Annotated in this window: 14 protein-coding genes; 3 read left to right on the forward strand and 11 right to left on the reverse strand. The window is 73.4% G+C overall.

The genetic code is table 11. The annotated features are described in order from the left end of the window. Positions 1-70 precede the first annotated feature (70 nt). The 9 genes from ACZ6RC_RS26025 to ACZ6RC_RS26065 form a co-directional block, all read right to left on the reverse strand. Positions 71-1228, reverse strand: coding sequence for a pseudouridine synthase (locus tag ACZ6RC_RS26025; protein WP_453619656.1), 1158 nt, complete (start codon positions 1226-1228; stop codon positions 71-73). Further along, positions 1228-1818 (reverse strand): SMC-Scp complex subunit ScpB, encoded by a 591-nt coding sequence (gene scpB / locus ACZ6RC_RS26030; protein ID WP_469587448.1) that lies wholly within the window; start codon positions 1816-1818, stop codon positions 1228-1230. The genes ACZ6RC_RS26025 and scpB overlap by 1 nt, the downstream gene beginning before the upstream one ends. Further along, complete coding sequence (locus ACZ6RC_RS26035) at positions 1815-3020, reverse strand: segregation and condensation protein A (RefSeq protein ID WP_469587451.1); 1206 nt, start codon at positions 3018-3020, stop codon at positions 1815-1817. The genes scpB and ACZ6RC_RS26035 overlap by 4 nt, the downstream gene beginning before the upstream one ends. A gap of 46 nt (positions 3021-3066) precedes the next feature. Further along, positions 3067-3564: a hypothetical protein gene (locus ACZ6RC_RS26040; RefSeq protein ID WP_453619688.1), complete on the reverse strand. Its 498-nt coding sequence runs from the start codon at positions 3562-3564 to the stop codon at positions 3067-3069. After that, on the reverse strand, positions 3561-4604 hold the full coding sequence (locus ACZ6RC_RS26045; protein ID WP_229818740.1) for a ParA family protein: 1044 nt from the start codon (positions 4602-4604) through the stop codon (positions 3561-3563). The genes ACZ6RC_RS26040 and ACZ6RC_RS26045 overlap by 4 nt, the downstream gene beginning before the upstream one ends. 431 nt (positions 4605-5035) lie before the next feature. Then, entirely contained in the window at positions 5036-6151 is a 1116-nt protein-coding gene (ald, locus tag ACZ6RC_RS26050; protein WP_391144464.1) for an alanine dehydrogenase, read from the reverse strand. 148 nt (positions 6152-6299) lie between these two features. After that, the gene (locus tag ACZ6RC_RS26055) at positions 6300-8285 is read right to left on the reverse strand and encodes an AAA family ATPase (protein ID WP_469587455.1); all 1986 of its coding nucleotides are present in this window, start codon (positions 8283-8285) and stop codon (positions 6300-6302) included. Between the two features lie 378 nt (positions 8286-8663). After that, on the reverse strand, positions 8664-9293 hold the full coding sequence (locus ACZ6RC_RS26060) for an NUDIX domain-containing protein (protein WP_391144459.1): 630 nt from the start codon (positions 9291-9293) through the stop codon (positions 8664-8666). Positions 9294-9369: 76 nt separating this feature from the next. Continuing rightward, positions 9370-11019 (reverse strand): CTP synthase, encoded by a 1650-nt coding sequence (locus tag ACZ6RC_RS26065; protein ID WP_391144457.1) that lies wholly within the window; start codon positions 11017-11019, stop codon positions 9370-9372. Positions 11020-11458: 439 nt separating this feature from the next. Here ACZ6RC_RS26065 and ACZ6RC_RS26070 point away from each other — a divergent pair, with 439 nt between their 5' ends. The 3 genes from ACZ6RC_RS26070 (at position 11459) to ACZ6RC_RS26080 (ending at position 16577) form a co-directional block, all read left to right on the forward strand. Further along, positions 11459-13261, forward strand: a complete 1803-nt coding sequence (locus tag ACZ6RC_RS26070; protein ID WP_391144454.1) for a glycoside hydrolase family 15 protein — start codon at positions 11459-11461, stop codon at positions 13259-13261. A 96-nt stretch (positions 13262-13357) separates the two neighbouring features. Next, positions 13358-14755: an FAD-binding oxidoreductase gene (locus ACZ6RC_RS26075; RefSeq protein WP_391144451.1), complete on the forward strand. Its 1398-nt coding sequence runs from the start codon at positions 13358-13360 to the stop codon at positions 14753-14755. Positions 14756-14951: 196 nt separating this feature from the next. Then, complete coding sequence (locus ACZ6RC_RS26080; RefSeq protein ID WP_391144449.1) at positions 14952-16577, forward strand: PucR family transcriptional regulator; 1626 nt, start codon at positions 14952-14954, stop codon at positions 16575-16577. Between the two features lie 125 nt (positions 16578-16702). Here ACZ6RC_RS26080 and ACZ6RC_RS26085 read toward each other — a convergent pair whose 3' ends face one another. Continuing rightward, positions 16703-17791 carry a glycosyltransferase family 4 protein gene (locus ACZ6RC_RS26085; protein WP_469587462.1) on the reverse strand — a complete coding sequence of 363 codons (1089 nt, stop codon included), beginning with the start codon at positions 17789-17791 and terminating at the stop codon, positions 16703-16705. A 192-nt stretch (positions 17792-17983) separates the two neighbouring features. Next, positions 17984-19711 carry a DNA repair protein RecN gene (gene recN / locus ACZ6RC_RS26090; RefSeq protein ID WP_469587504.1) on the reverse strand — a complete coding sequence of 576 codons (1728 nt, stop codon included), beginning with the start codon at positions 19709-19711 and terminating at the stop codon, positions 17984-17986. Between the last annotated feature and the right edge of the window lie 85 nt (positions 19712-19796).

Consider the following 19796-nt stretch of genomic DNA (forward strand, 5'->3'; position numbering starts at 1 on the left):
ACGCGAGAAGCCCGTGACCGCCGGGCGGGCGGTCACGGGCTTCTGCGCGGGTCGTCGGGGGACGACGGTGCTACATGCCGACTTCCTTCATCAGCATGCCGACCTCGGTGTTGGTCAGACGGCGGAGCCAGCCGGACTTCTGGTCACCGAGCCCGATCGGGCCGAAGGAGGTGCGGACCAGCTTCTCGACCGGGAATCCGGCCTCGGCGAGCATGCGGCGCACGATGTGCTTGCGGCCCTCGTGGAGGGTGACCTCGACGAGGTAGTTCTTGCCGGTCTGCTCGACGACGCGGAAGTGGTCGGCGCGGGCGTAGCCGTCCTCCAGCTGGATGCCCTCCTTGAGCCGCTTGCCGACCTCGCGGGGCAGCGGGCCGGTGATGGCGGCCAGGTAGGTCTTCTTCACGCCGTACTTCGGGTGCGTGAGGCGGTGGGCCAGCTCGCCGTGGTTGGTGAGCAGGATGATGCCCTCGGTCTCGGTGTCGAGCCGTCCCACGTGGAAGAGCCGGGTCTCCCGGTTGGTGACGTAGTCGCCGAGGCACTGGCGGCCGTCGGGGTCCTCCATGGTGGAGACGACGCCGGCGGGCTTGTTCAGCGCGAAGAAGAGGTACGACTGGGTGGCGACGGTCAGGCCGTCGACCTTGATCTCGTCCCGCTCCGGGTCCACGCGCTTGCCCTGCTCCAGGACGATCTCGCCGTTGACCTCGACACGGGCCTGCTCGATGAGCTCCTCGCAGGCGCGCCGCGAGCCCATGCCGGCGCGGGCGAGGACCTTCTGCAGCCGCTCGCCCTCCTGCTCGGCGCCGGGGAAGGTCTTCGGGGTCCGGATCTCCGGACGGTCGGCGTACCGGTCGCGGTTGCGCTGCTCGATCTTGGCGTCGAGTTCGCGCGAGCGCGCCGGAGCCTGCCGCTGGCCGTGCGGGCCGCGGCGGGGCGGGGTGCCGCCCTGGGGGGCCTTCGGGCCGCCCTTGGCGCCCCCGCGGGCCGCGGAGCCGCGACCCTTCTTGGGGCCGTCGGAGGGGCCGCCGGTGCCGCCCACGTCGTAGCGACGCTCCTCGGGGCGCGGGTTGCGGGGGCGGCCGCCGCCCTGCTGGTCGTCGCGGCTGTTGCCGGCGCCGCGGTAGTTGCCGCGCCCGCCTCCGCCGCCGCTGCTGCCGCCGCGGCCGCCGCTGTTGCCACCACGGCTCCCGCCGTTGTTTCCGCTGCTGTTCCTGCCGCTGCTGCTTCGCATCAATCTTCCGTCGTCTTGTCGTCTGCGTCCGGGTCGAACGACGGAACCCCTTCCAGCGTCTCCGCCTCGATCGCGTCCGCCTCGGGGAGGAAGGGCGCGAGTTCCGGGAGCTCGTCCAGGCCGCGCAGGCCCATCCGCTCCAGGAAGTGGTTCGTCGTCCTGTACAGGATCGCACCTGTTTCGGGTTCCGCGCCCGCCTCCTCCACCAGACCGCGCTGGAGGAGGGTCCGCATGACCCCGTCACAGTTGACCCCGCGGACCGCGGAGACCCGCGAACGGCTGACCGGCTGGCGGTACGCGACGACGGCGAGGGTCTCCAGGGCCGCCTGGGTGAGCCGGGCCTGCTGGCCGTCCAGGACGAACGCCTCGACGGCCGGGGCGTACTCCGCCCGCGTGTAGAAGCGCCAGCCGCCGGCGACGGTGCGCAGCTCGAAGCCGCGGCCCTGGGCGGTGTACTCGTCGGCCAGCTCGCGCAGGGCGTCGCCGACCTCGCGGCGGGTGACGTCGAGGACCTTGGCGAGGTGGTCCTCGGTGGCGGGCTCGTCCACGACCATGAGGACGGCTTCGAGGGAGGGTTTGAGGTCGCTCACGCGCGGGCCTCCGTTTCGTGATCGGGTTGTTCGTCGAACTCGTTGGTGACCCGGGTCTCCCCGTCGCCGCCGGTCCAGGAGACGGTGAGTTCGCCGAGGGCCTCGTCCTGGTCGAGGGCGACGGCACGGTCCCGGTAGAGCTCCAGCAGGGCGAGGAAGCGGGCGACGACGGTGAGGGTGTCGGGGGCGTCCCGGGCGAGCTCCCGGAAGGCGAGGGTGCCGCGCTCCCTGAGGAGGGCGACGACGATCCCGGCCTGTTCGCGGACGCTGACGAGGGGTGCGTGGATGTGGTCGACGTACACCTGCGGCTTGGCCTTGGGCTGCATGGCCTTGACGGCGAGCCTGGCGAAGCCCTCGGCGCCGATGCTGATGACGACCTCGGGGAGCAGTTCGGCGTGGTGCGGCTCGAGGCCGACAGTCCGGGGGTATCTGCGGCCCTCGGCCTCCCACCGGTCGCCGAAGATGTCGGCGATCCGTTTGTACGCGCGGTACTGGAGGAGCCGGGCGAAGAGCAGGTCCCGCGCCTCCAGGAGCGCGAGGTCGGCCTCGTCCTCCACCTCGGCGGCGGGCAGCAGCCGGGCGGCCTTGAGGTCGAGGAGGGTGGCGGCGACGACGAGGAACTCGGTGGTCTGGTCGAGGTCCCAGTCGGCGCCCATGGCCCGGATGTGGGCCATGAACTCGTCGGTGACCTTGGAGAGGGCGACCTCGGTGACGTCGAGCTTGTGCTTCGAGATGAGCTGGAGCAGCAGGTCGAACGGCCCCTCGAAGTTCTCGAGCCGCACGGTGAACCGCCCACCGTCGGCGGCGGCGCCTGGGTCGGGGGCGGGAGCGGACGGGCCGGGAGCTTCGGGGCCAGGCGCGGCGGCCTCGGGGGCGGTGGCCCGGGCTGCGGGCGCCTCGGGGGCCGGGACGGCCTCGGGGCCCTGCGCCTCAGGGAGAAGCGCCTCGGAGCCGGGCGCCTCGGGGTCGGGCGGCGCCGGCCGGGGCGGGGCCGGGACGTTCGCGCTGTGCGGGTCTTCGCTTCCGGCCGGGCCCGCCGGTGGTTCCGCGACGGGCCGGGGCTCCCCGTGCCCCCTCCCCGGGGCCGCGGCCACGGGGCCCGCCGCCTCGGGCGGGGGCTCGGGGGCCGCGGGGGGCGTTCCGGGGCCCCTGCCGAGGGCGCGGCGGGGCGGGCGGGACGTTTCGGCGGGGGGCGGGGGCATCGGGGTCCAGGGAGGAGCAGGGGCGCGGCAGGCCCGCAGGCTACCCTCAGCGGCCGCGCAGGCGGCGCACGAGGATGCTCGCGTCGCCCCGGGACTCCAGGTCCGCCAGGACCACCGCGACCGCCTCGCGGACGATCCGGCCCCGGTCCACGGCGAGCCCGTGCTCGCCGCGCAGCACCAGACGGGCGTGCTCCAGGTCCATCAGCTCCTCGGCGGAGACGTAGACCGTGATCTTCTCGTCGTGACGCTCCCGGCCGCTGGGCCGCCGGTTCGGCGACCGGCCCCGTCGGCGGGCCGCCGGCGCGACCGGCGCCGAGGGCTTCGCCTGCGGCGCGGCCTCCGCGGGATCGGCCGTCCGGGCCCGCGGCTCCGCCGTCTCCGACCCCGCCGCCGAATGCTCCGCCGACGCCGAGCCCTCGGCCGCCTCCGGGCCGCTCTCGCCCGCCGGAGCCGGCACGCGGGCCTCACCCCTGCGCGGTGACGACGCCTGCAGCGCCATCCCCCCGGTCGTACGGAACAGTTCGTCGGCGCCGGGCAGACTCACTCGGCGTGACACCGGGCGAGCACCTCCCTGGCGAGCTGACGGTAGGCGGCGGCGCCCACGGAGTTCGAGGCGTACGTCGTGATCGGCTCGCCGGCGACCGTGGTCTCCGGGAAGCGCACGGTCCGGCCGATCACCGTGTGGTACACGTGGTCGTCGAAGGCCTCGACGACCCGCGCGAGCACCTCACGGCTGTGCACGGTCCGGGAGTCGTACATCGTGGCGAGGATGCCGTCGAGCTCCAGCTCGGGGTTGAGCCGCTCCTGGACCTTCTCGATCGTCTCGGTCAGCAGGGCCACACCGCGCAGCGCGAAGAACTCGCATTCCAGCGGCACGATGACCTTGTGAGCCGCCGTCAGCGCGTTGACGGTCAGCAGACCGAGCGAGGGCTGACAGTCGATCACGATGTAGTCGTAGTCGTTCATCAGCGGCTTCAGGGCGCGCTGGAGCGTGGACTCGCGCGCGACCTCGCTGACCAGCTGCACCTCGGCGGCCGAGAGGTCGATGTTGCTCGGCAGCAGGTCCATGTTGGGAACGGCGGTCTTGAGCAGCACCTCGTCCGCCGACATGCCCCGCTCCATGAGCAGGTTGTAGACGGTGAGGTCGAGCTCCATCGGGTTCACGCCGAGACCGACCGACAGGGCTCCCTGCGGGTCGAAGTCGACGAGCAGCACCCGTCGCCCGTACTCCGCGAGCGCGGCACCCAGGTTGATGGTCGACGTGGTCTTGCCGACGCCGCCCTTCTGGTTGCACATCGCGATGATCTTCGCGGGTCCGTGATCGGTCAGCGGGCCCGGGATCGGGAAGTACGGCAGGGGCCGTCCGGTGGGGCCGATCCGCTCGCGGCGCTGCCGGGCAGCGTCGGGTGCGAGGGTGGCCGCGTACTCCGGGTCGGGCTCGTACTCGGCGTCAGGGTCGTAGAAGTGCCCCTCGGGCACCTCGTCGTAGGCGGCGAAGTGGGTGGACTCTCGGCCACTCTCGTTGCCGGCCGTGGCGTTCACGTGTAGGCCGTCCATCATCTTCATCGTGTGGGCTGTCGTCATGGGCTGATGTGTCGCGAAGGTTCGCACAGCGACGGAGCCGACAGGGGCTCCTGGCCGGCCACCCCCGGGAGTAAATGTCGACTCATTCACAAGTCGTCTTACCTCCTTGGATGTGACCAGGAACATTTATCGATAGGTCAGCGTGGCGCCATGCCGACGGTTTGCGACTCTATGGCGTGTCACCGCTCCGCAGCAACACAATCCGCCGGACCCGGCCCGATGTGTCGGCAACCGAACACCCCTCTGTCAAGGGCGCGCAGCCACGCATCCACACGTTTCGGGGGTGTGCGAAACGGTTAAAGGGTTACGTTCGAGGCGAGTTGACCAGGGCCGTAGACGTGGCCGGACACACATCCGGCCGGACCTTGGTGCACAAGGTCCGGCCGGATGCATGAGGTTGACGGCGCTCCTCGTCGGGAGGCCGGTGAGCGTCAGCCCAGGAGGCTCGTCAGCTCGACGTGCGCGAGGCCGTGCGCCTGCGCGACTTCCTTGTAAACGACCTTGCCGTCATGGGTGTTGAGGCCCAGGGCGAGGGCGGCGTCGCGGCGCAGCGCCTCGGCCCAGCCGTTGTTCGCCAGCGACACGATGTAGGGAAGCGTGGCGTTGGTGAGGGCGTACGTGGAGGTGTTCGGGACCGCGCCCGGCATGTTGGCGACGCAGTAGAAGACCGAGTTGTGGACCTGGAAGGTCGGCTCCGCGTGGGTGGTCGGACGGGAGTCCTCGAAGCAGCCGCCCTGGTCGATCGCGATGTCGACAAGGACACTTCCGGGCTTCATCTTGGCGACGAGCTCGTTGGTGACCAGCTTCGGGGCCTTGGCGCCCGGGATGAGGACGGCGCCGATGACGAGGTCGGCCTCGACGACGGCCTTCTCCAGCTCGAAGGCGTTGGAGACGATCGTCTTCACCTTGGTGCCGAAGATCTTGTCGGCCTCGCGGAGCTTGTTGATGTCGCGGTCGAGCAGGGTCACGTGGAAGCCCATGCCGACGGCGATCTGGGTGGCGTTCCAGCCGGAGACGCCGCCACCGATGACGACGGCCTCGCCGGCGTGGGTGCCGGGGACGCCGCCGGGGAGCACGCCGCGGCCGCCGACCGAGCGCATCAGGTGGTAGGCGCCGACCTGCGGGGCGAGGCGGCCCGCGACCTCGGACATCGGGGCGAGCAGCGGCAGCGCGCGGTTCGCGGTCTCGACGGTCTCGTACGCGATGGCGGTGGTGCCGGACTCCAGCAGGGCGTCCGTGCACTCGCGGGACGCGGCGAGGTGGAGGTAGGTGAAGAGGGTCTGGTCCTTGCGGAGGCGGTGGTACTCCTCCGCGATGGGCTCCTTGACCTTCAGCAGGAGGTCGGCGGTCTCCCAGACCTCGTCGGCCGTGGGCAGGATCCGCGCACCGGCCGAGACGTACTCCTCGTCCGTGATCGAGGAGCCGGCTCCGGCGTTCTGCTCGACGAAGACCTGGTGGCCGTTGCGGACGAGCTCGTGGACACCGGCGGGGGTGATGGCCACGCGGAACTCGTTGTTCTTGACCTCGCGGGGGATGCCGACCTTCATCGTCGATCACGGTCCTTGAATCAGGGGGGATAACTGGGGGCACTGCGATACATACCCGGCCGCATCGTGGCGCACCGGGACACACCACGATCGAACGCGGCTCACCCAGTCTAATGAAGGAGTTCCCGCTGTCTAGCCTTGCAAAGCATTAATCTTCGAGACAGCCACTGCGGATTTCGCAGGCGGAGGGTGCGGTTCCCAGCAGTCTTTCGGCTGCTGAGCGGTGCAGCCGGGCGGCGGCGGGGTCGCCGAGCCGCTCCAGGGTGTCGGCGAGCCGCAGCTGCAGGGCCGCCTGGAGCCGTACGTCCTGGGCGCGCCGGGCCCACTCGACCGCCTCCTCGCAGGTCCGCAGGGATTCCTGCGGCCGTCCGGCGTACTCCTGGACCCGGGCCGCCTCGCTCAACGCCCGGGCGTAGGCGGGGAGATCGGACTGCCGGCGGTAGCCCGCGGCGGCGGCGCGCCAGTTCCGCAGGGCCTCGCCGTAGCGGCCGGCGTAGGTGTGCACCGCGCCGAGCCTTGCGTAGAGCCGGGCCTGGTCGGCTCGCTCGTCGCGGGCGAGGCGCTGGGCGAGCGCGCGGCCGTACCAGTCACCGGCCCGCTGCCAGTCCCCCAGCTCCTGGTAGGAGCCGCCTACGGATTCCATCGCGCGGCCGATCGCGTACGGGTCGTTCGCGGCCCGTCCGGCGTCCAGCGCTTCCCGGTAGCGGGCGAGCGCGTCCCGGGTCCGGCCGCTCCCGGCGTCGAGATCGGCCAGGTTCAGCAGGGCGGCGGCCCGCTCGCGGTGCAGTCCCCGGCGCTCGGCGACGTCGAGGACGAGCCGGTGCAGGCCGTAGAGGTCGGGGGCGGCCGCCTCGGCCCCCCGGTGGGCGGCGAGCGCACGGACCAGGGCGGCGACCAGGCGGCGGGCCAGGGTGTCGAGCTCGCCGTCGGCGACCGCGAGCCGGGCGGAGGCGAGCAGGACGGGCCTGCGGCCCTCCAGCCATTCGGCGGCGGCGGGGGCGTTCGGGAAGCGCAGGGCCCGGGGCAGGCCGGCCAGCTTCCTGCGGGCGGCGGAGCCCTCCGGTTCGGTGACGGCGCGGCAGGACTGCAGGAGCCGTACGGTCCGCTCCAGCATCCGGGCCCGGGCGAGCTGCACCTCGGCGGGCCGGTCGCGCTCCTCCAGCTCGGTGCGGAGCAGGGGGACGAGGTGCGCGGGGATCTCGTACTCTCCTCCGTCGCGCTCCCCGAGGAGCCCGAGGGTGGCGAAGTCGGCGAGGGTGGTGGCGGCGGCGGAGACGGAGCAGCCGGCCAGGGCGGAGGCGGTGTGGGCGTCGGCGCGGCCGAGCGGGGCGAGGCAGAGGAGCCGCAGGGTCCGCGCGGCCGGGGCGGGCAGGGACTCGTGGACGAGCTGGAAGGCGCGGGTCACCGGGTCGCCCGGCAGGGCGCGCAGTCGCTTGGCGAGGTCGGCGACGGAGGACTTGGGGCGGGCGGCGAGCCAGCTTCCGGCGAGGACCAGGGCGGCGGGCTGGCCGCCGCACTCCTCGGCGAGGGTCTCGGCGGCCTGGGGGTCGACGGTGACCCGCACCGATCCGGTGTAGGTGGTGAGCATCTCGATGGCCGACTTGGGGTCGAGTCCGCCGACCGTGCAGGGGCGGACGTCCGGGATGCCGGTGAGGGGGCCCTGGGCGACGGCGACGACGAGGGCGTCGGGATGGTCGGGGATCAGGGGGTCGACCTGGGCCGCGTCGACGGCGTCGTCCAGGACGAGGACGGTCCGCCGGTCCGCCAGGGCGGTGCGGACCAGTTCGGTCAGCTCGTCCTCGGCGGCGCCGGGGGGTTCCTCGACGCCGAGGTCCTCCAGGAGGCCGCGGGCGGCCAGCGCGGTGGGGACGGGCTCGCCCCCGGGCTCGGTGAGCCGGGCGCGGTACACCCCGTCGGGGTATCGGGCGGCGAGCCCGGCGACCAGCTCCTCGGCGAGGGCCGTCCGCCCGGAACCGGGCCGTCCGGCGATCAGCAGGACGCGCGCGCGGGGGGCTTTGCGGCCGGTCAGGGTGTCGAGCCCGGTCCGTTCGATGTCGGCGCGCAGCGCCTTCAACTCCCGCTGTCGCCCGAAGAATCGACGCACCCCGCCCGCTGTCACCGCCTGATCCGTCACGGGCCACGCTCCCGTCCACCTGCGCACGAGCCGATCCCGCGGGGATCTCCGCACGGGCGATCCCGAGCGTAGTTCAGGGCACGGCCCCGACCCGGCGGAGCGCGGCGGGCAGGTCCCCCGATCGGATCAGCAGATCGTCAGATCGGAACCCTCGGAGACGACCCGGGGGCGGAATTCCTCCCGGCCGCCGACCGGGCCGGTGTACCCCCGTCGGCCGCCGGGGCCCGAGGGTCGGGCCGGCCGCCGGGGCCCGAGCGTGAGCCCGCCCTCCGCGCCCGGCCCGTCTGCCCGACCGCCCCGGCCCTACGCCTGTCCGCGCCCGCGCCCACCCCGACGCGCACGCCGACGCATGCGCCCGCGCGACACCTGCGTCCGCGCCTACGCCTCGAAGGGGCGGGCCGGCCACGGCGAGTCCGCCGGCCGCAGGGTGGCGACGCCGCCGTCCACCGCGCGCGCGGCCGCCAGCGACAGGACGCCCACCACCAGGCAGTTGTTGTGCAGCTCGCCGGCGAGGGCGCCGCGCACCAGGTCGTCCAGGGGGACCCGGGCCAGCTCCATGTCGGCCTCCTCCTCGGCGACCTCGTAGCGCTCGCCCTCGGCCGCCGAGAGGTCCCGGGCCAGGAAGATCCGTACCGCCTCGTCGCAGCCGCCCGGCGTGGTGTAGACGTCGGTCAGGACCCGCCAGTCCTCGGCCTTGACGTGCGCCTCCTCGTACAGCTCGCGCTGCGCCGCGTGCAGCGGGTTCTCCCCCGGCACGTCCAGGAGACCGGCCGGGATCTCCCAGAGTTTCATCCGCACGGGGTGCCGGTACTGCTTCAGCACCAGGACGCGGTCCTGCTCGTCGAGGGCGACGACCGCCACCGAACCGGGGTGGACCTGGTAGTCGCGGCGCGCGACCGTGCCGCCCGGCATGACCACGTCGTCCGCGCGGACACTCGTCTTGTTGCCCTGCCAGGGGGTCGTCGTGGCGACGACCTGCCACTCCTCGGGGGTGTCCTGCAACTCCATCTGCGTCCTCCCACACACGAAAACCGGGGTACGGATCCCTCAGGACCCGTACCCCGGCAACGTTAACCGCTCGCGGCTACTTGCCCGTCTTGCGCTCCACGGCCGCCTTGACCAGGCCGGCGAAGAGCGGGTGCGGACGCGTCGGGCGCGAACGCAGCTCCGGGTGGGCCTGCGTGGCGACCAGGTAGGGGTGCACCTCGCGCGGGTACTCGACGTACTCGACGAGCTTGTTGTCCGGGGAGGTGCCCGAGAAGACGAGGCCCGCCTTCTTCTCCAGCTCCGCGCGGTAGGCGTTGTTCACCTCGTAGCGGTGGCGGTGGCGCTCCTCGACGTACGGCTGGTCGGCGTAGACCTCGCGGACGATGGAGCCCTCGGCGAGCTTCGCCGGGTAGAGGCCCAGGCGCATCGTTCCGCCCAGGTCTCCGGCGCCCTCGACGTACGCGAGCTGCTCCTCCATCGTCGAGACGACGGGGTGCGCGGTCGCGGGGTCGAACTCGGTCGAGTTCGCCTCGGGGATGTCGGCCAGGTTCCGCGCGGCCTCGATGACGATGCACTGCAGGCCGAGGCAGATGCCGAGCAGCGGCACCTTGTTCTCGCGGGCGTACTGGATGGCGCCGACCTTGCCGCTCACACCGCGGTCGCCGAAGCCGCCGGGGATGAGGATCGCGTCGACGTCGCCGAGCTGCTTCTGCGCGTCGGCCGGGGTCTTGCAGTCGTCGGAGGTGACCCACTTGACCTTGACGCGCGCCTTGTTGGCGAAGCCGCCGGCCCGCATGGCCTCGGTGACCGAGAGGTAGGCGTCGGGCAGGTCGATGTACTTGCCGACGAGCGCGACGGTGACCTCGTGGTCGGGGTTGTGGACGCGGTCGAGCAGGTCGTCCCAGGTGGACCAGTCCACGTCGCGGAACGGCAGGTCGAGCTTGCGGACGACGTAGGCGTCCAGGCCCTCGGTGTGCAGGACCTTGGGGATGTCGTAGATCGACTTGGCGTCGATGGCGGCGACGACGGCGGCCTCGTCCACGTCGCACATCAGCGAGATCTTGCGCTTGATGGCGGTGGGGACGTCGCGGTCGGCACGCAGCACGATCGCGTCCGGCTGGATGCCGATGTTGCGCAGGGCGGCGACGGAGTGCTGGGTCGGCTTGGTCTTCAGCTCGCCGGAGGGGCCGATGTAGGGCAGCAGCGAGATGTGCACGACGAAGACGTTGTCGCGGCCGACCTCGTGGCGGACCTGGCGGACCGTCTCCAGGAACGGCAGCGACTCGATGTCGCCGACGGTGCCGCCGACCTCGGTGATGACGACGTCGACGTCGTCGGTCGCCATGCGGCGGATCCGAGACTTGATCTCGTTGGTGATGTGCGGGATGACCTGGACGGTGTCGCCGAGGTACTCGCCACGCCGCTCCTTGGCGATGACCTGGGAGTAGACCTGGCCCGTGGTGACGTTGGCGGAGCCGTCGAGGTCGACGTCGAGGAAGCGCTCGTAGTGGCCGATGTCCAGGTCGGTCTCGGCGCCGTCGTTGGTGACGAACACCTCGCCGTGCTGGAACGGGTTCATCGTGCCGGGGTCGACGTTGAGGTACGGGTCGAGCTTCTGCATCGTGACCCGCAGGCCCCGCGCCTTGAGGAGCGCACCCAGGCTGGAGGCGGTCAGGCCCTTGCCGAGGGAGGAGGCGACACCCCCGGTGACGAAGATGTGCTTGGTCGTCGTGGTTTTGGGCGGCATCGCCAAGAGGGGGCTCCCGTGGTCGCGTTCTGGAGGTGCGTACCGGCGTCCCCTCCGGAAGAATCGGGGGGTGCCGTCGCTGCGGTTTCGGGGGCCTCGGCTTTCGCCGTTTCCCACCGGTCCACGGGGTACCAGGGTATCAGCGACGAAGGGAGGCCGCTTCCGGCCACACGGGGCAGTCGGGTGCATACGGACGGCTACACCACAGGTCACGGTGGCCTCACCCGTTCGGCGCAACGCCGTTATCAGGGCGTTGCCGCCGCTGCTTAGGGTGCGACGTATCCTGCTCGGACACTCCCTGCCGAGGCGGACCGGCCATCGGCAGCACCCCCGCCAGTCAACCGGAAGCACGGGGCTCGTCAACCATCCCTTGACTGCTGGCACCATCTGTAGGAAGCGCCCCGCGGGGCGGACGTGGCCGTTCGACTGGAGATTGCACGTGGCCGGGCGCATCGAGGATTACGCACTCATCGGAGACATGCAGACCGCGGCACTGGTCTGCCGGGACGGCAGCGTCGACTGGCTCTGCCTGCCACGCTTCGACTCGCATGCCGTCTTCGCCGGGCTCCTCGGTACGGAGGAGCACGGTTTCTGGCGGGTCGCGCCCGCCGTGGCCGAAGGCGCCACCCCGGCGCCGGCCGACCGGCGCCGCTACGTCGGCGACTCCCTGATCCTCGAATCGGAGTGGGACACGCCGCGCGGCACGGTCCGGGTGACCGATTTCATGCCCCCGCGTGACGGCGCGCCCCAGCTGATCCGGATCGTCGAGGGCGTCTCCGGGCGCGTGCCGATGCACTCCGCGCTGCGGATGCGGTTCAGCTACGGCCGCGTGGTGCCGTGGGTGCACAAGGTCGGGGACCGTACAGTCGCCGTCGCCGGGCCCGACTCCGTGTGGCTCGACACCGAGATCGAGACCCACGGCAAGGACCTCACCACCTACTCCGACTTCACCGTCACGCCCGGTGACCGGATCACGTTCACGATCAGCTGGCAGCCCTCGCACAAGGAGCCGCCCGCCCTGCCGGACCCGGAGGGTTCGCTGGAGGCGACGGCCGACTTCTGGCGCGACTGGGTCGCCCACTGCACGTACCACGGCCCGTACCGCGAGGCGGTGGTCCGCTCCCTGATCACGCTGAAGGCGCTGACGTACGCGCCCACCGGCGGCATCGTCGCCGCGCCGACCACCTCCCTGCCGGAGGAGATCGGCGGCGTCCGCAACTGGGACTACCGCTACACCTGGCTGCGCGACGCGGCGATCACGCTGTCGTCGATGCTGCGCACCGGCTACCGCGAGGAAGCGCGCGCCTGGCGGGACTGGCTGCTCCGCGCGGTCGCGGGCGACCCGGAGAACCTGCAGATCATGTACGGCATCGCCGGCGAGCGCGAGCTCGGCGAGGCCGAGCTGGACTGGCTGCCCGGGTACGAGAACTCCGGCCCGGTCCGGGTCGGCAACGGCGCGGCCAACCAGCTCCAGCTCGACGTCTACGGCGAGGTCACCGAGGCGCTGCACCTGGCCCACATGACGGGCCTCTCGCGCAACGACTACGCCTCCCTGCTCCAGCTGAAGCTGATCCGCTACCTGGAGACCCACTGGAACCAGCCGGACGAGGGCATCTGGGAGGTGCGCGGCCCGCGCCGCCACTTCGTGCACTCGAAGGTGATGGCCTGGGTGGCGGTCGACCGCACCATCAAGCTGATCGAGTCCGGGGACGCCGACGGCCCGCTGGAGCGCTGGCGGCAGCTGCGCGACGACATCCACCGGGACGTGTGCGAGAAGGGCTACGACAAGGACCGCAACACGTTCACGCAGTCGTACGGCTCCAAGGAGCTGGACGCGTCGCTGCTGCTGATCCCGCAGATGGGCTTCCTGCCGCCGGACGACAAGCGGGTCATCGGCACCATCGAGGCGATCCAGCGGGAGCTGTCCACCGAGGACGGCTTCGTGCTGCGCTACCCCACCGCCGGCGCGGAGGCGGGCGTCGACGGCCTGGAGGGCGACGAGGGCGCCTTCCTGGCCTGTTCGTTCTGGCTCGCCGACGACCTGGCGATGATCGGCCGGGTGGACGAGGCGCGCCGGCTCTTCGAGAAGCTGCTCTCGCTCCGCAACGACCTGGGGCTGCTCGCGGAGGAGTGGGACGCGCGGCTCCAGCGCCAGGTGGGGAACTTCCCGCAGGCGTTCAGCCACGTCCCGCTGATCGACACCGCCCTGCGGCTGACGGCGAGCGGCGCGTACGGAGGTTAGGGAGGCCGGGCGGGGTCCGGGGCGTCGAGAAGCGGGCCGACGACCGCCGCCCTACGATGAAATGGTCCTGTCCCCCCTCGGAAAGGGGGGCGTCCCATGGCTCCCCCGAAGACCGTTCCGCCCACCGCCCTCGCCGCGCTCCGCGAGGCATCGGCCGGTGAGGTGCTCGTACCCGGTGATCCGGGCTACGACGAAGCCAGGACCGTCCACAACGCCATGATCGACCGCCGCCCCGCGGTCATCGCCCAGTGCGCGAACCCCTCCGACGTCTCGCGCGCCGTTCTCTTCGGCCGGGAGGCCGGGCTGCCGATCGCGGTGCGCGGCGGCGGGCACAGCGTCGCCGGGGCGTCCGTCGTCGACGAGGGCCTGGTCGTGGACCTGCGCCGGATGCGCGCGGCGGACGTGGACCGCGACGAGCGGACCGTACGGGTCGGCGGCGGCGCGACGATGAGCCATCTGGACCGGGCGGCCGAGCCGTTCGGCCTGGCCACCACCGGCGGGCGGGTGTCCACCACCGGGGTCGGCGGCTTCACCCTGGGCGGCGGATCGGGCTGGCTGGAACGGAAGTTCGGTCTGGCCTGCGACAACCTGGTCGCCGCCGAACTGGTCACGGCGGAGGGCAAGCACGTCGTGGCGAGCGACCGGGAGAACCCCGAGCTGTTCTGGGCGCTCCACGGCGGCGGCGGGAACTTCGGCATCGCCACCTCCCTCACCCTGCGGCTGCACGAACTCCCGGCCATGAGCATGGCCATGCTGTTCTACCGCCCGGAGGCCGCGCCCGAGGTGGGCCGCGCCTTCCGCACGGTCTTCGCGTCCGCCCCCGCCGAGGCCGGCGGCGGCATGATCTACTTCCCCGCGCCGCCCGAGCCCTTCATCCCCGAGCACCTGGTCGGCACCCTCGTCTGCGCCGCGCTGATCACGTACGCGGGTCCGGTCGACGAGGTCCACGAGCTGGCCGCGCCGCTGCTGGCGCTGCGGCCCGAGGTCGAGGTCGTCACGGACATCCCGTACGCGGATCTCCAGTGCATGATCGACGACCCGCCGGGGCTGCGGAACTACTGGTCGGCGGAGTACCTCCGCGAGTTCCCGGACGAGGCGGTCGACGCCTTCTGCGCCCGCGCGGCGCGGATCCCGATGCCCACCACCACCCAGCACGTGCTGTTCCCGATGGGCGGCGCCGTGGCGGACGGCCCGTCCCGGTTCCCGTTGCCGTGGCGCACCGCGCCCTGGGCCGTGCACCCCTTCGGGACGTGGGAGAAGCCGGAGGACGACGCCCGGGTGGTGGCCTGGGTGCGCGACGTGCGGGCCGACGCGAGGCCCTGGTCGGTCGACGCCGTGTACCTCAACTTCATCGGCGCCGAGGGCGAGCAGCGCGTCGTCGCCGGCTTCGGCGCCGACAACTACCGTCGGCTCGCCGCCGTCAAGGCGGAGTACGACCCCGACAACGTCTTCCGCCTCAACCACAACATCACCCCGGCCCCGGCGGCCGCGTGACCCCCGCCCCGCGGCCCCGCCCGGGAAGGCCGCCCACGATGGTCCCGGCGGCGCCGGTGACGTACGACACACTCGACAGAGGGTCGGGCAAGTGGCGCCGGGGCGCGACGAGTTGTCGCCCCCGGGAACGGACCGGGCCGACCCGCGAGCGCCCGGTGATGCCGCGGGAACAGGGACGCGGGTAGCGTCCGGGCCCATGGACAGTCAGGGCGGGATCACCGTGCAACGGGCGCTGGAGCTGCCCGGGCTGCGCGGCGGGCTCCCGGAGGTCGTCGCCGGCGCGGACCGGCTGCACCGCACGGTGCGCTGGGTGCACGCCGGCGAGGTGCCGAACATCGCGTCGCTGCTCAAGGGTGGTGAACTGCTGCTCACCACGGGGCTGGGCCTCGGAACCCGCCCGGCGGAACAGCGCGCCTTCGTGCGCCGCCTCGCGGACCGGGGCATCGCCGCGCTCGTCGTCGAGCTGGGGCCGCGCTTCTCGCGGCTGCCGGCCACGATCGTGGAGACGGCCCGGGCGACCGGCCTGCCGCTGGTGCAGCTGCACCGCGAAGTGCCGTTCGTGGCGGTGACGGAGGAGATCCACACCGAGATCGTCAACGGCCACTACGCCCTGCTCCGGCAGGCGGACGACGTCCACCGGCGGTGTACGGACGCGCTGCTCGGCGGGGGCGGGGTGCCCCAGGTCCTCCAGATCCTGGCCGAGTTCACGGCGAACCCGGTCTTCCTGGAGACGGCGGACGGCCAACTGCTGTACGCGGCGGGGAGCGAGTCGGCCCCCGCAGATCCGCTCCAGGTGTGGGACGGGCTGCGCGGGCAGCGGGCGGCGCGCGAATCGGGGCCGCCCACGGGCGCGGTCCTGGTGGACGTGCCGGGCGGCGGCGGCCCGGGCACCGGCGCCGTCCGCGCGCGGCTCGCCCTGCTCGCGGTCGCCGGCCCCCTGTCCCTCGTCCACCGGATGGCCGCGGAACGGGCGGCCGGGCTGCTGGCGGTCGTCCTGATGCAGGCGCGCCAGGAGGAGGAGCTGGCGGCGCGGGGCAGGGGCGACTTCCTGACGGACCTGGCCGAGGGACGGATCACGCCGGAGGACGCGCCGGCCCAGGCGCGGGTGCTCGGCTTCAAACCCGGGGACGGCCCGCTGCTCCCGGTGGTGATGCGCCTGGCCCCCGAACTCTCCCCCTCGGGCAACTGGGCGCTGCTCGCCCGGGCGGTCCTGGAGGAGCTGGCGTCGGTGGGCGTCCCGGTACTGCTGGGCGTCCGTCCCGTCGAGGGCCGGGTGCCGCTGCTGCTCGGGCTGCGGACGGAGTCGGAGCGTACGGCGGTGGCGGACCGGGTCGCGGCGGCGCTGCGGGCCGGGGTGGAGCGGGCGGGCCTGGAACGGGCCGGCGCGCACGCGCCGGTGATCGTGGTCGGTGTCGCGGGCGGCTGGGCGGCGGCCTCGGCGAGCCTGCGCCACGCCGCCGAGACGGCGACGGCGGCGCAGGGCCTCTCGGACCGCCCGTGGTACGACGCCCGGCGTCTGGACATCGACCTCCTGCTGTGGCGGCTGCGGGACCACCCGGACCTGGCGGCCTTCGTGGACCGCGCGATCGGTCCCCTGCGCGACCACGACCGCACGTCCCGGCCGCCCCTGCTGCCCACGCTGGAGACGTACCTGGCCCACGCGGGCCGCAAGGCGGAGACGGCGCGGGAGCTGCATCTGAACCGCCAGACGCTCTACAACCGGCTGGCCCGGATCTCCGAACTCCTCGGCACGGACCTGGACGACCCGCAGACGGTCCTGGCCCTGTCCCTGGCGCTGCGGGCACGCCGGCTCACGGCGTAGGGGGGCGCGCGGAAGCGCGGGGCGGCGGCGTCTGGCACCGCGCCCTGATCCAGCCTGATGCGACAAGCGCCCCCTCGGGGGCCGGCGGCGCCAGGAAGCGCGGGGCGGCGGCAGGGCGCCCGGCGTCAGCGTCGGCCCGACAGCTCGTCGTAGACGCTGAGGACGTGCGCGATCGTCTCGTCCTCCGTCGGCCACGTCCCGGCCTGGACCCGCCCCGCCGCGGCCAGGTCCATCCGCCGGTCGGTGTCCTCCAGCAGCCCCCGCACCGCTGCGGCCAGCGCCGGAGCGTCCCCCCGGGGGACCAGCTCGGCCGCGTCGCCGACCAGTTCCGGGACCCCTCCGACGGCCGTCGCCACCAGCGGTACGCCCAGCCGCAGCGCCTCCTGTGCCAGCAGGGACCGGGCCTCCCACCGCGAGGGCAGGACGGCGACGTCGGCCGCCGCGAGGAGCTCCGCCACGTCGTCCCGGCGGCCGATCAGCCGGACCGCCAGCCGCTCGGTCTCGATCCGGCGCTGGAGGGCCGCGCGTTCGCGCCCCTCCCCCGCGATCACGAGCAGCGGCTGGGGGTCGAGCTCCCGCCACCGGCGGGCGGCGTCGAGCAGCGTGTCGTACCCCCGCTCGGGCTCCAGCGCGCCCACGGCCATGAGCAACGGCCGGTCCACGGCGCCCAGTTCCGCCCGGGCCTTGCCGTCGTGCAGGCAGACCGGCGCCCGTGAGGCGGGGACGGTCACCGGTGCGAGACGGGCGTCCCGCGCGCCGCGCCGACGGGCGCGGTCGACGAGCTCGGAGGAGGTCGCGAGGACGACGTCCGCCGTCCGCGCGGTCCTTCGTTCCAGCAGCCGCAGCAGCCCGCCCCGCGCACCCTCCACGTGGTTGCGGGTGTGCCAGGTCGTCACGAGCGAGGGCGCCGTCCGGCCGCCGCCCGAGAGGGCGAGGGCGGCCCGGACCGAGGCGTGCAGTCCGTGCGCGTGGACGACGTCCGCTCCGGCACTCGCGCCGCGGAGGGCCGCGACCGTCGCGGGGTCGTTGCGGCGCGGCACGGGGACGAAGCGCGCGCCGGCGCCGATGAAGTCGTAGACGCGATCGAGTTCGGCCGGGGCGCAGACGGTCACCCGCACGCCCCTCGCCACCAGCCCCGAGGCAAGTGATCTGACGTGAGCGCTGCTGCCCGCGCTGCCGCCGCCCAGCACTTGGACCGTACGGAGCTGTGTCACGCGCCCAAGGATGCCAGTCCGTACGCACGTTCCGGCACCGAAGACGCTTCGTTGTCGTGTCGTTCCCGTGTCGGAGGCGGCAACACCCCGCGCACGTTCACCCACACGGGTGAACGTGCGAGGTCACCGGGCTGCCGCCGCCCCGGACCGCCTCGCGGGGCCGGCCACCCGGCACCGGCCTCGCGGGCTTCCTCAGCCGTCCGCCCGGGCCGTCGCCAGAAGCTCCTCCGCGTGCGCCCGCGCCGTCTCGGAGTCCTCCTGCCCGGCCAGCATCCGCGACAGCTCGCGGACCCGGTCCTCGCCCTCCAGGACGGTGACGCCGGACCGGGTCACGGACCCGTCGTCGGTCTTCTCGACCAGCAGCTGACGGTCCGCGAAGGCCGCCACCTGCGGAAGGTGCGTGACGACCACGACCTGCGCCGACTTGGCGAGCTTGGCCAGCCGCCGCCCGATCTCCACGGCCGCCTTGCCGCCGACGCCCGCGTCGACCTCGTCGAAGAGGTACGTCGGCACCGGGTCCACCCCGGCGAAGACGACCTCGACGGCGAGCATCACCCGCGACAGCTCGCCGCCGGACGCGCCCTTGGCGATCGGCCGCGGCGGGGCCCCGGGGTGGGGCGCGAGCAGCAGCTCCACCTCGTCGGCGCCGGACGGCCCGTAGACCACGGACCGGCCGCCGACCTCGACGCCCGAGGCCTCGTCGACGGACTCCGTCTGCCGGATGTCGAAGGACACGCGCGCGTGAGGCATGGCGAGGGAGGCAAGTTCGGCGGTGACCGCGTCGGCGAACCGGGCGGCCGCCTCCGTACGGGCGTCGGTGAGCGCCTGCGCGAGGAGCGACAGCTCGGCCCGCAGCGCGTCCCGCTCGGCCGTCAGCTCGCCGATCCGGTCGTCGTCGCTCTCCAGCTCGGTCAGCCGGGCCGCGCTCTCCTGCGCCCACGCCAGGACGGCGGAGACGTCCGCCCCGTACTTCCGGGTGAGCTGGGTCAGCGCCGCGCGCCGCTCCTCCACGACGGCGAGCCGCCGCGGGTCGGCGTCCAGGTCGTCGGCGTACCCGGCCAGCTCCCCGGCGACGTCGGCGAGCAGGATGGAGATCTCCCCCATCCGGTCCGCGAGCGAGGCGAGCGCCGGGTCGTGCGCGCGTACGGCGTCGAGCGCGCGACCGGCACCGGCGACCAGGGTGGTCGCGTCGACGGCCTCCGGGTCCTCGGGGTTCCCGGCCAGCGCTCCGTGCGCGAGGGCGGCGGCGGAGGCGAGGGCCTCGGCGTGACCGAGGCGTTCCGCCTCGGCGGCCAGGTCCACGTCCTCGCCGGGCAGCGGTGCGACAGCCTCGATCTCACCGAGACCGAAGCGCAGCAGATCGGCCTCCTGGGCCCGCTCCCGGGCGCGGGTGGTGATCTCGTCCAGCTCGGCGGCGACGGCCCGCAGCCGCCGGTACGCCTCCCCGTACGCGGCCAGCGGCACGGCGACGGCGTCGCCCGCGTACCGGTCGAGCGCCCCGCGCTGCCGGGCCGGCTTGAGCAAGCCCTGCTGGTCGGTCTGGCCGTGGACGGCGACGAGTTCGTCGGCGAGTTCGGCGAGCAGCCCGACGGGCACCGAGCGGCCGCCCAGATGGGCCCGTGAGCGCCCCTCGGCCGAGATCGTCCGGCTGACGAGCAGCACGCCGTCGTCCAGCTCGGCGCCCGCCTCCTCGGCCCGTACGGCGGCGGTGGCGCCCGGAGGCACGCTGATCCGCCCCTCGACGACGGCGGACGCCGCGCCGATCCGCACGAGGGCCGGGTCGGCGCGCCCGCCGAGCAGCAGCCCCAGGCTGGTCACGACCATCGTCTTGCCCGCGCCGGTCTCGCCGGTCACCGCGGTGAAACCGGGTGACAGCTCGACCACCGCGTCGTCGATGACCCCGAGCGACCGTATCCGCATCTCCTCCAACACGGGGAAGACCTTACGAGGTCCGGCCCCCGCTGTGCGACGACCCCTGCCGCAACAGCCCGAACCCGCAGGTCAC

This window comes from Streptomyces sp. NPDC048353, assembly GCF_055587165.1.

Excerpts from the sequence above, each read along its gene's own strand:
- recN (WP_469587504.1), bottom strand. The coding sequence starts at position 19,711 with ATGCGGATACGGTCGCTCGGGGTCATCGACGACGCGGTGGTCGAGCTG.
- ACZ6RC_RS26060 (WP_391144459.1), bottom strand. The coding sequence starts at position 9,293 with ATGGAGTTGCAGGACACCCCCGAGGAGTGGCAGGTCGTCGCCACGACG.
- ald (WP_391144464.1), bottom strand. The coding sequence starts at position 6,151 with ATGAAGGTCGGCATCCCCCGCGAGGTCAAGAACAACGAGTTCCGCGTG.
- ACZ6RC_RS26025 (WP_453619656.1), bottom strand. The coding sequence starts at position 1,228 with ATGCGAAGCAGCAGCGGCAGGAACAGCAGCGGAAACAACGGCGGGAGC.
- ACZ6RC_RS26035 (WP_469587451.1), bottom strand. The coding sequence starts at position 3,020 with ATGCCCCCGCCCCCCGCCGAAACGTCCCGCCCGCCCCGCCGCGCCCTC.
- ACZ6RC_RS26075 (WP_391144451.1), top strand. The coding sequence starts at position 13,358 with ATGGCTCCCCCGAAGACCGTTCCGCCCACCGCCCTCGCCGCGCTCCGC.
- ACZ6RC_RS26065 (WP_391144457.1), bottom strand. The coding sequence starts at position 11,019 with ATGCCGCCCAAAACCACGACGACCAAGCACATCTTCGTCACCGGGGGT.
- ACZ6RC_RS26080 (WP_391144449.1), top strand. The coding sequence starts at position 14,952 with ATGGACAGTCAGGGCGGGATCACCGTGCAACGGGCGCTGGAGCTGCCC.
- ACZ6RC_RS26045 (WP_229818740.1), bottom strand. The coding sequence starts at position 4,604 with ATGACGACAGCCCACACGATGAAGATGATGGACGGCCTACACGTGAAC.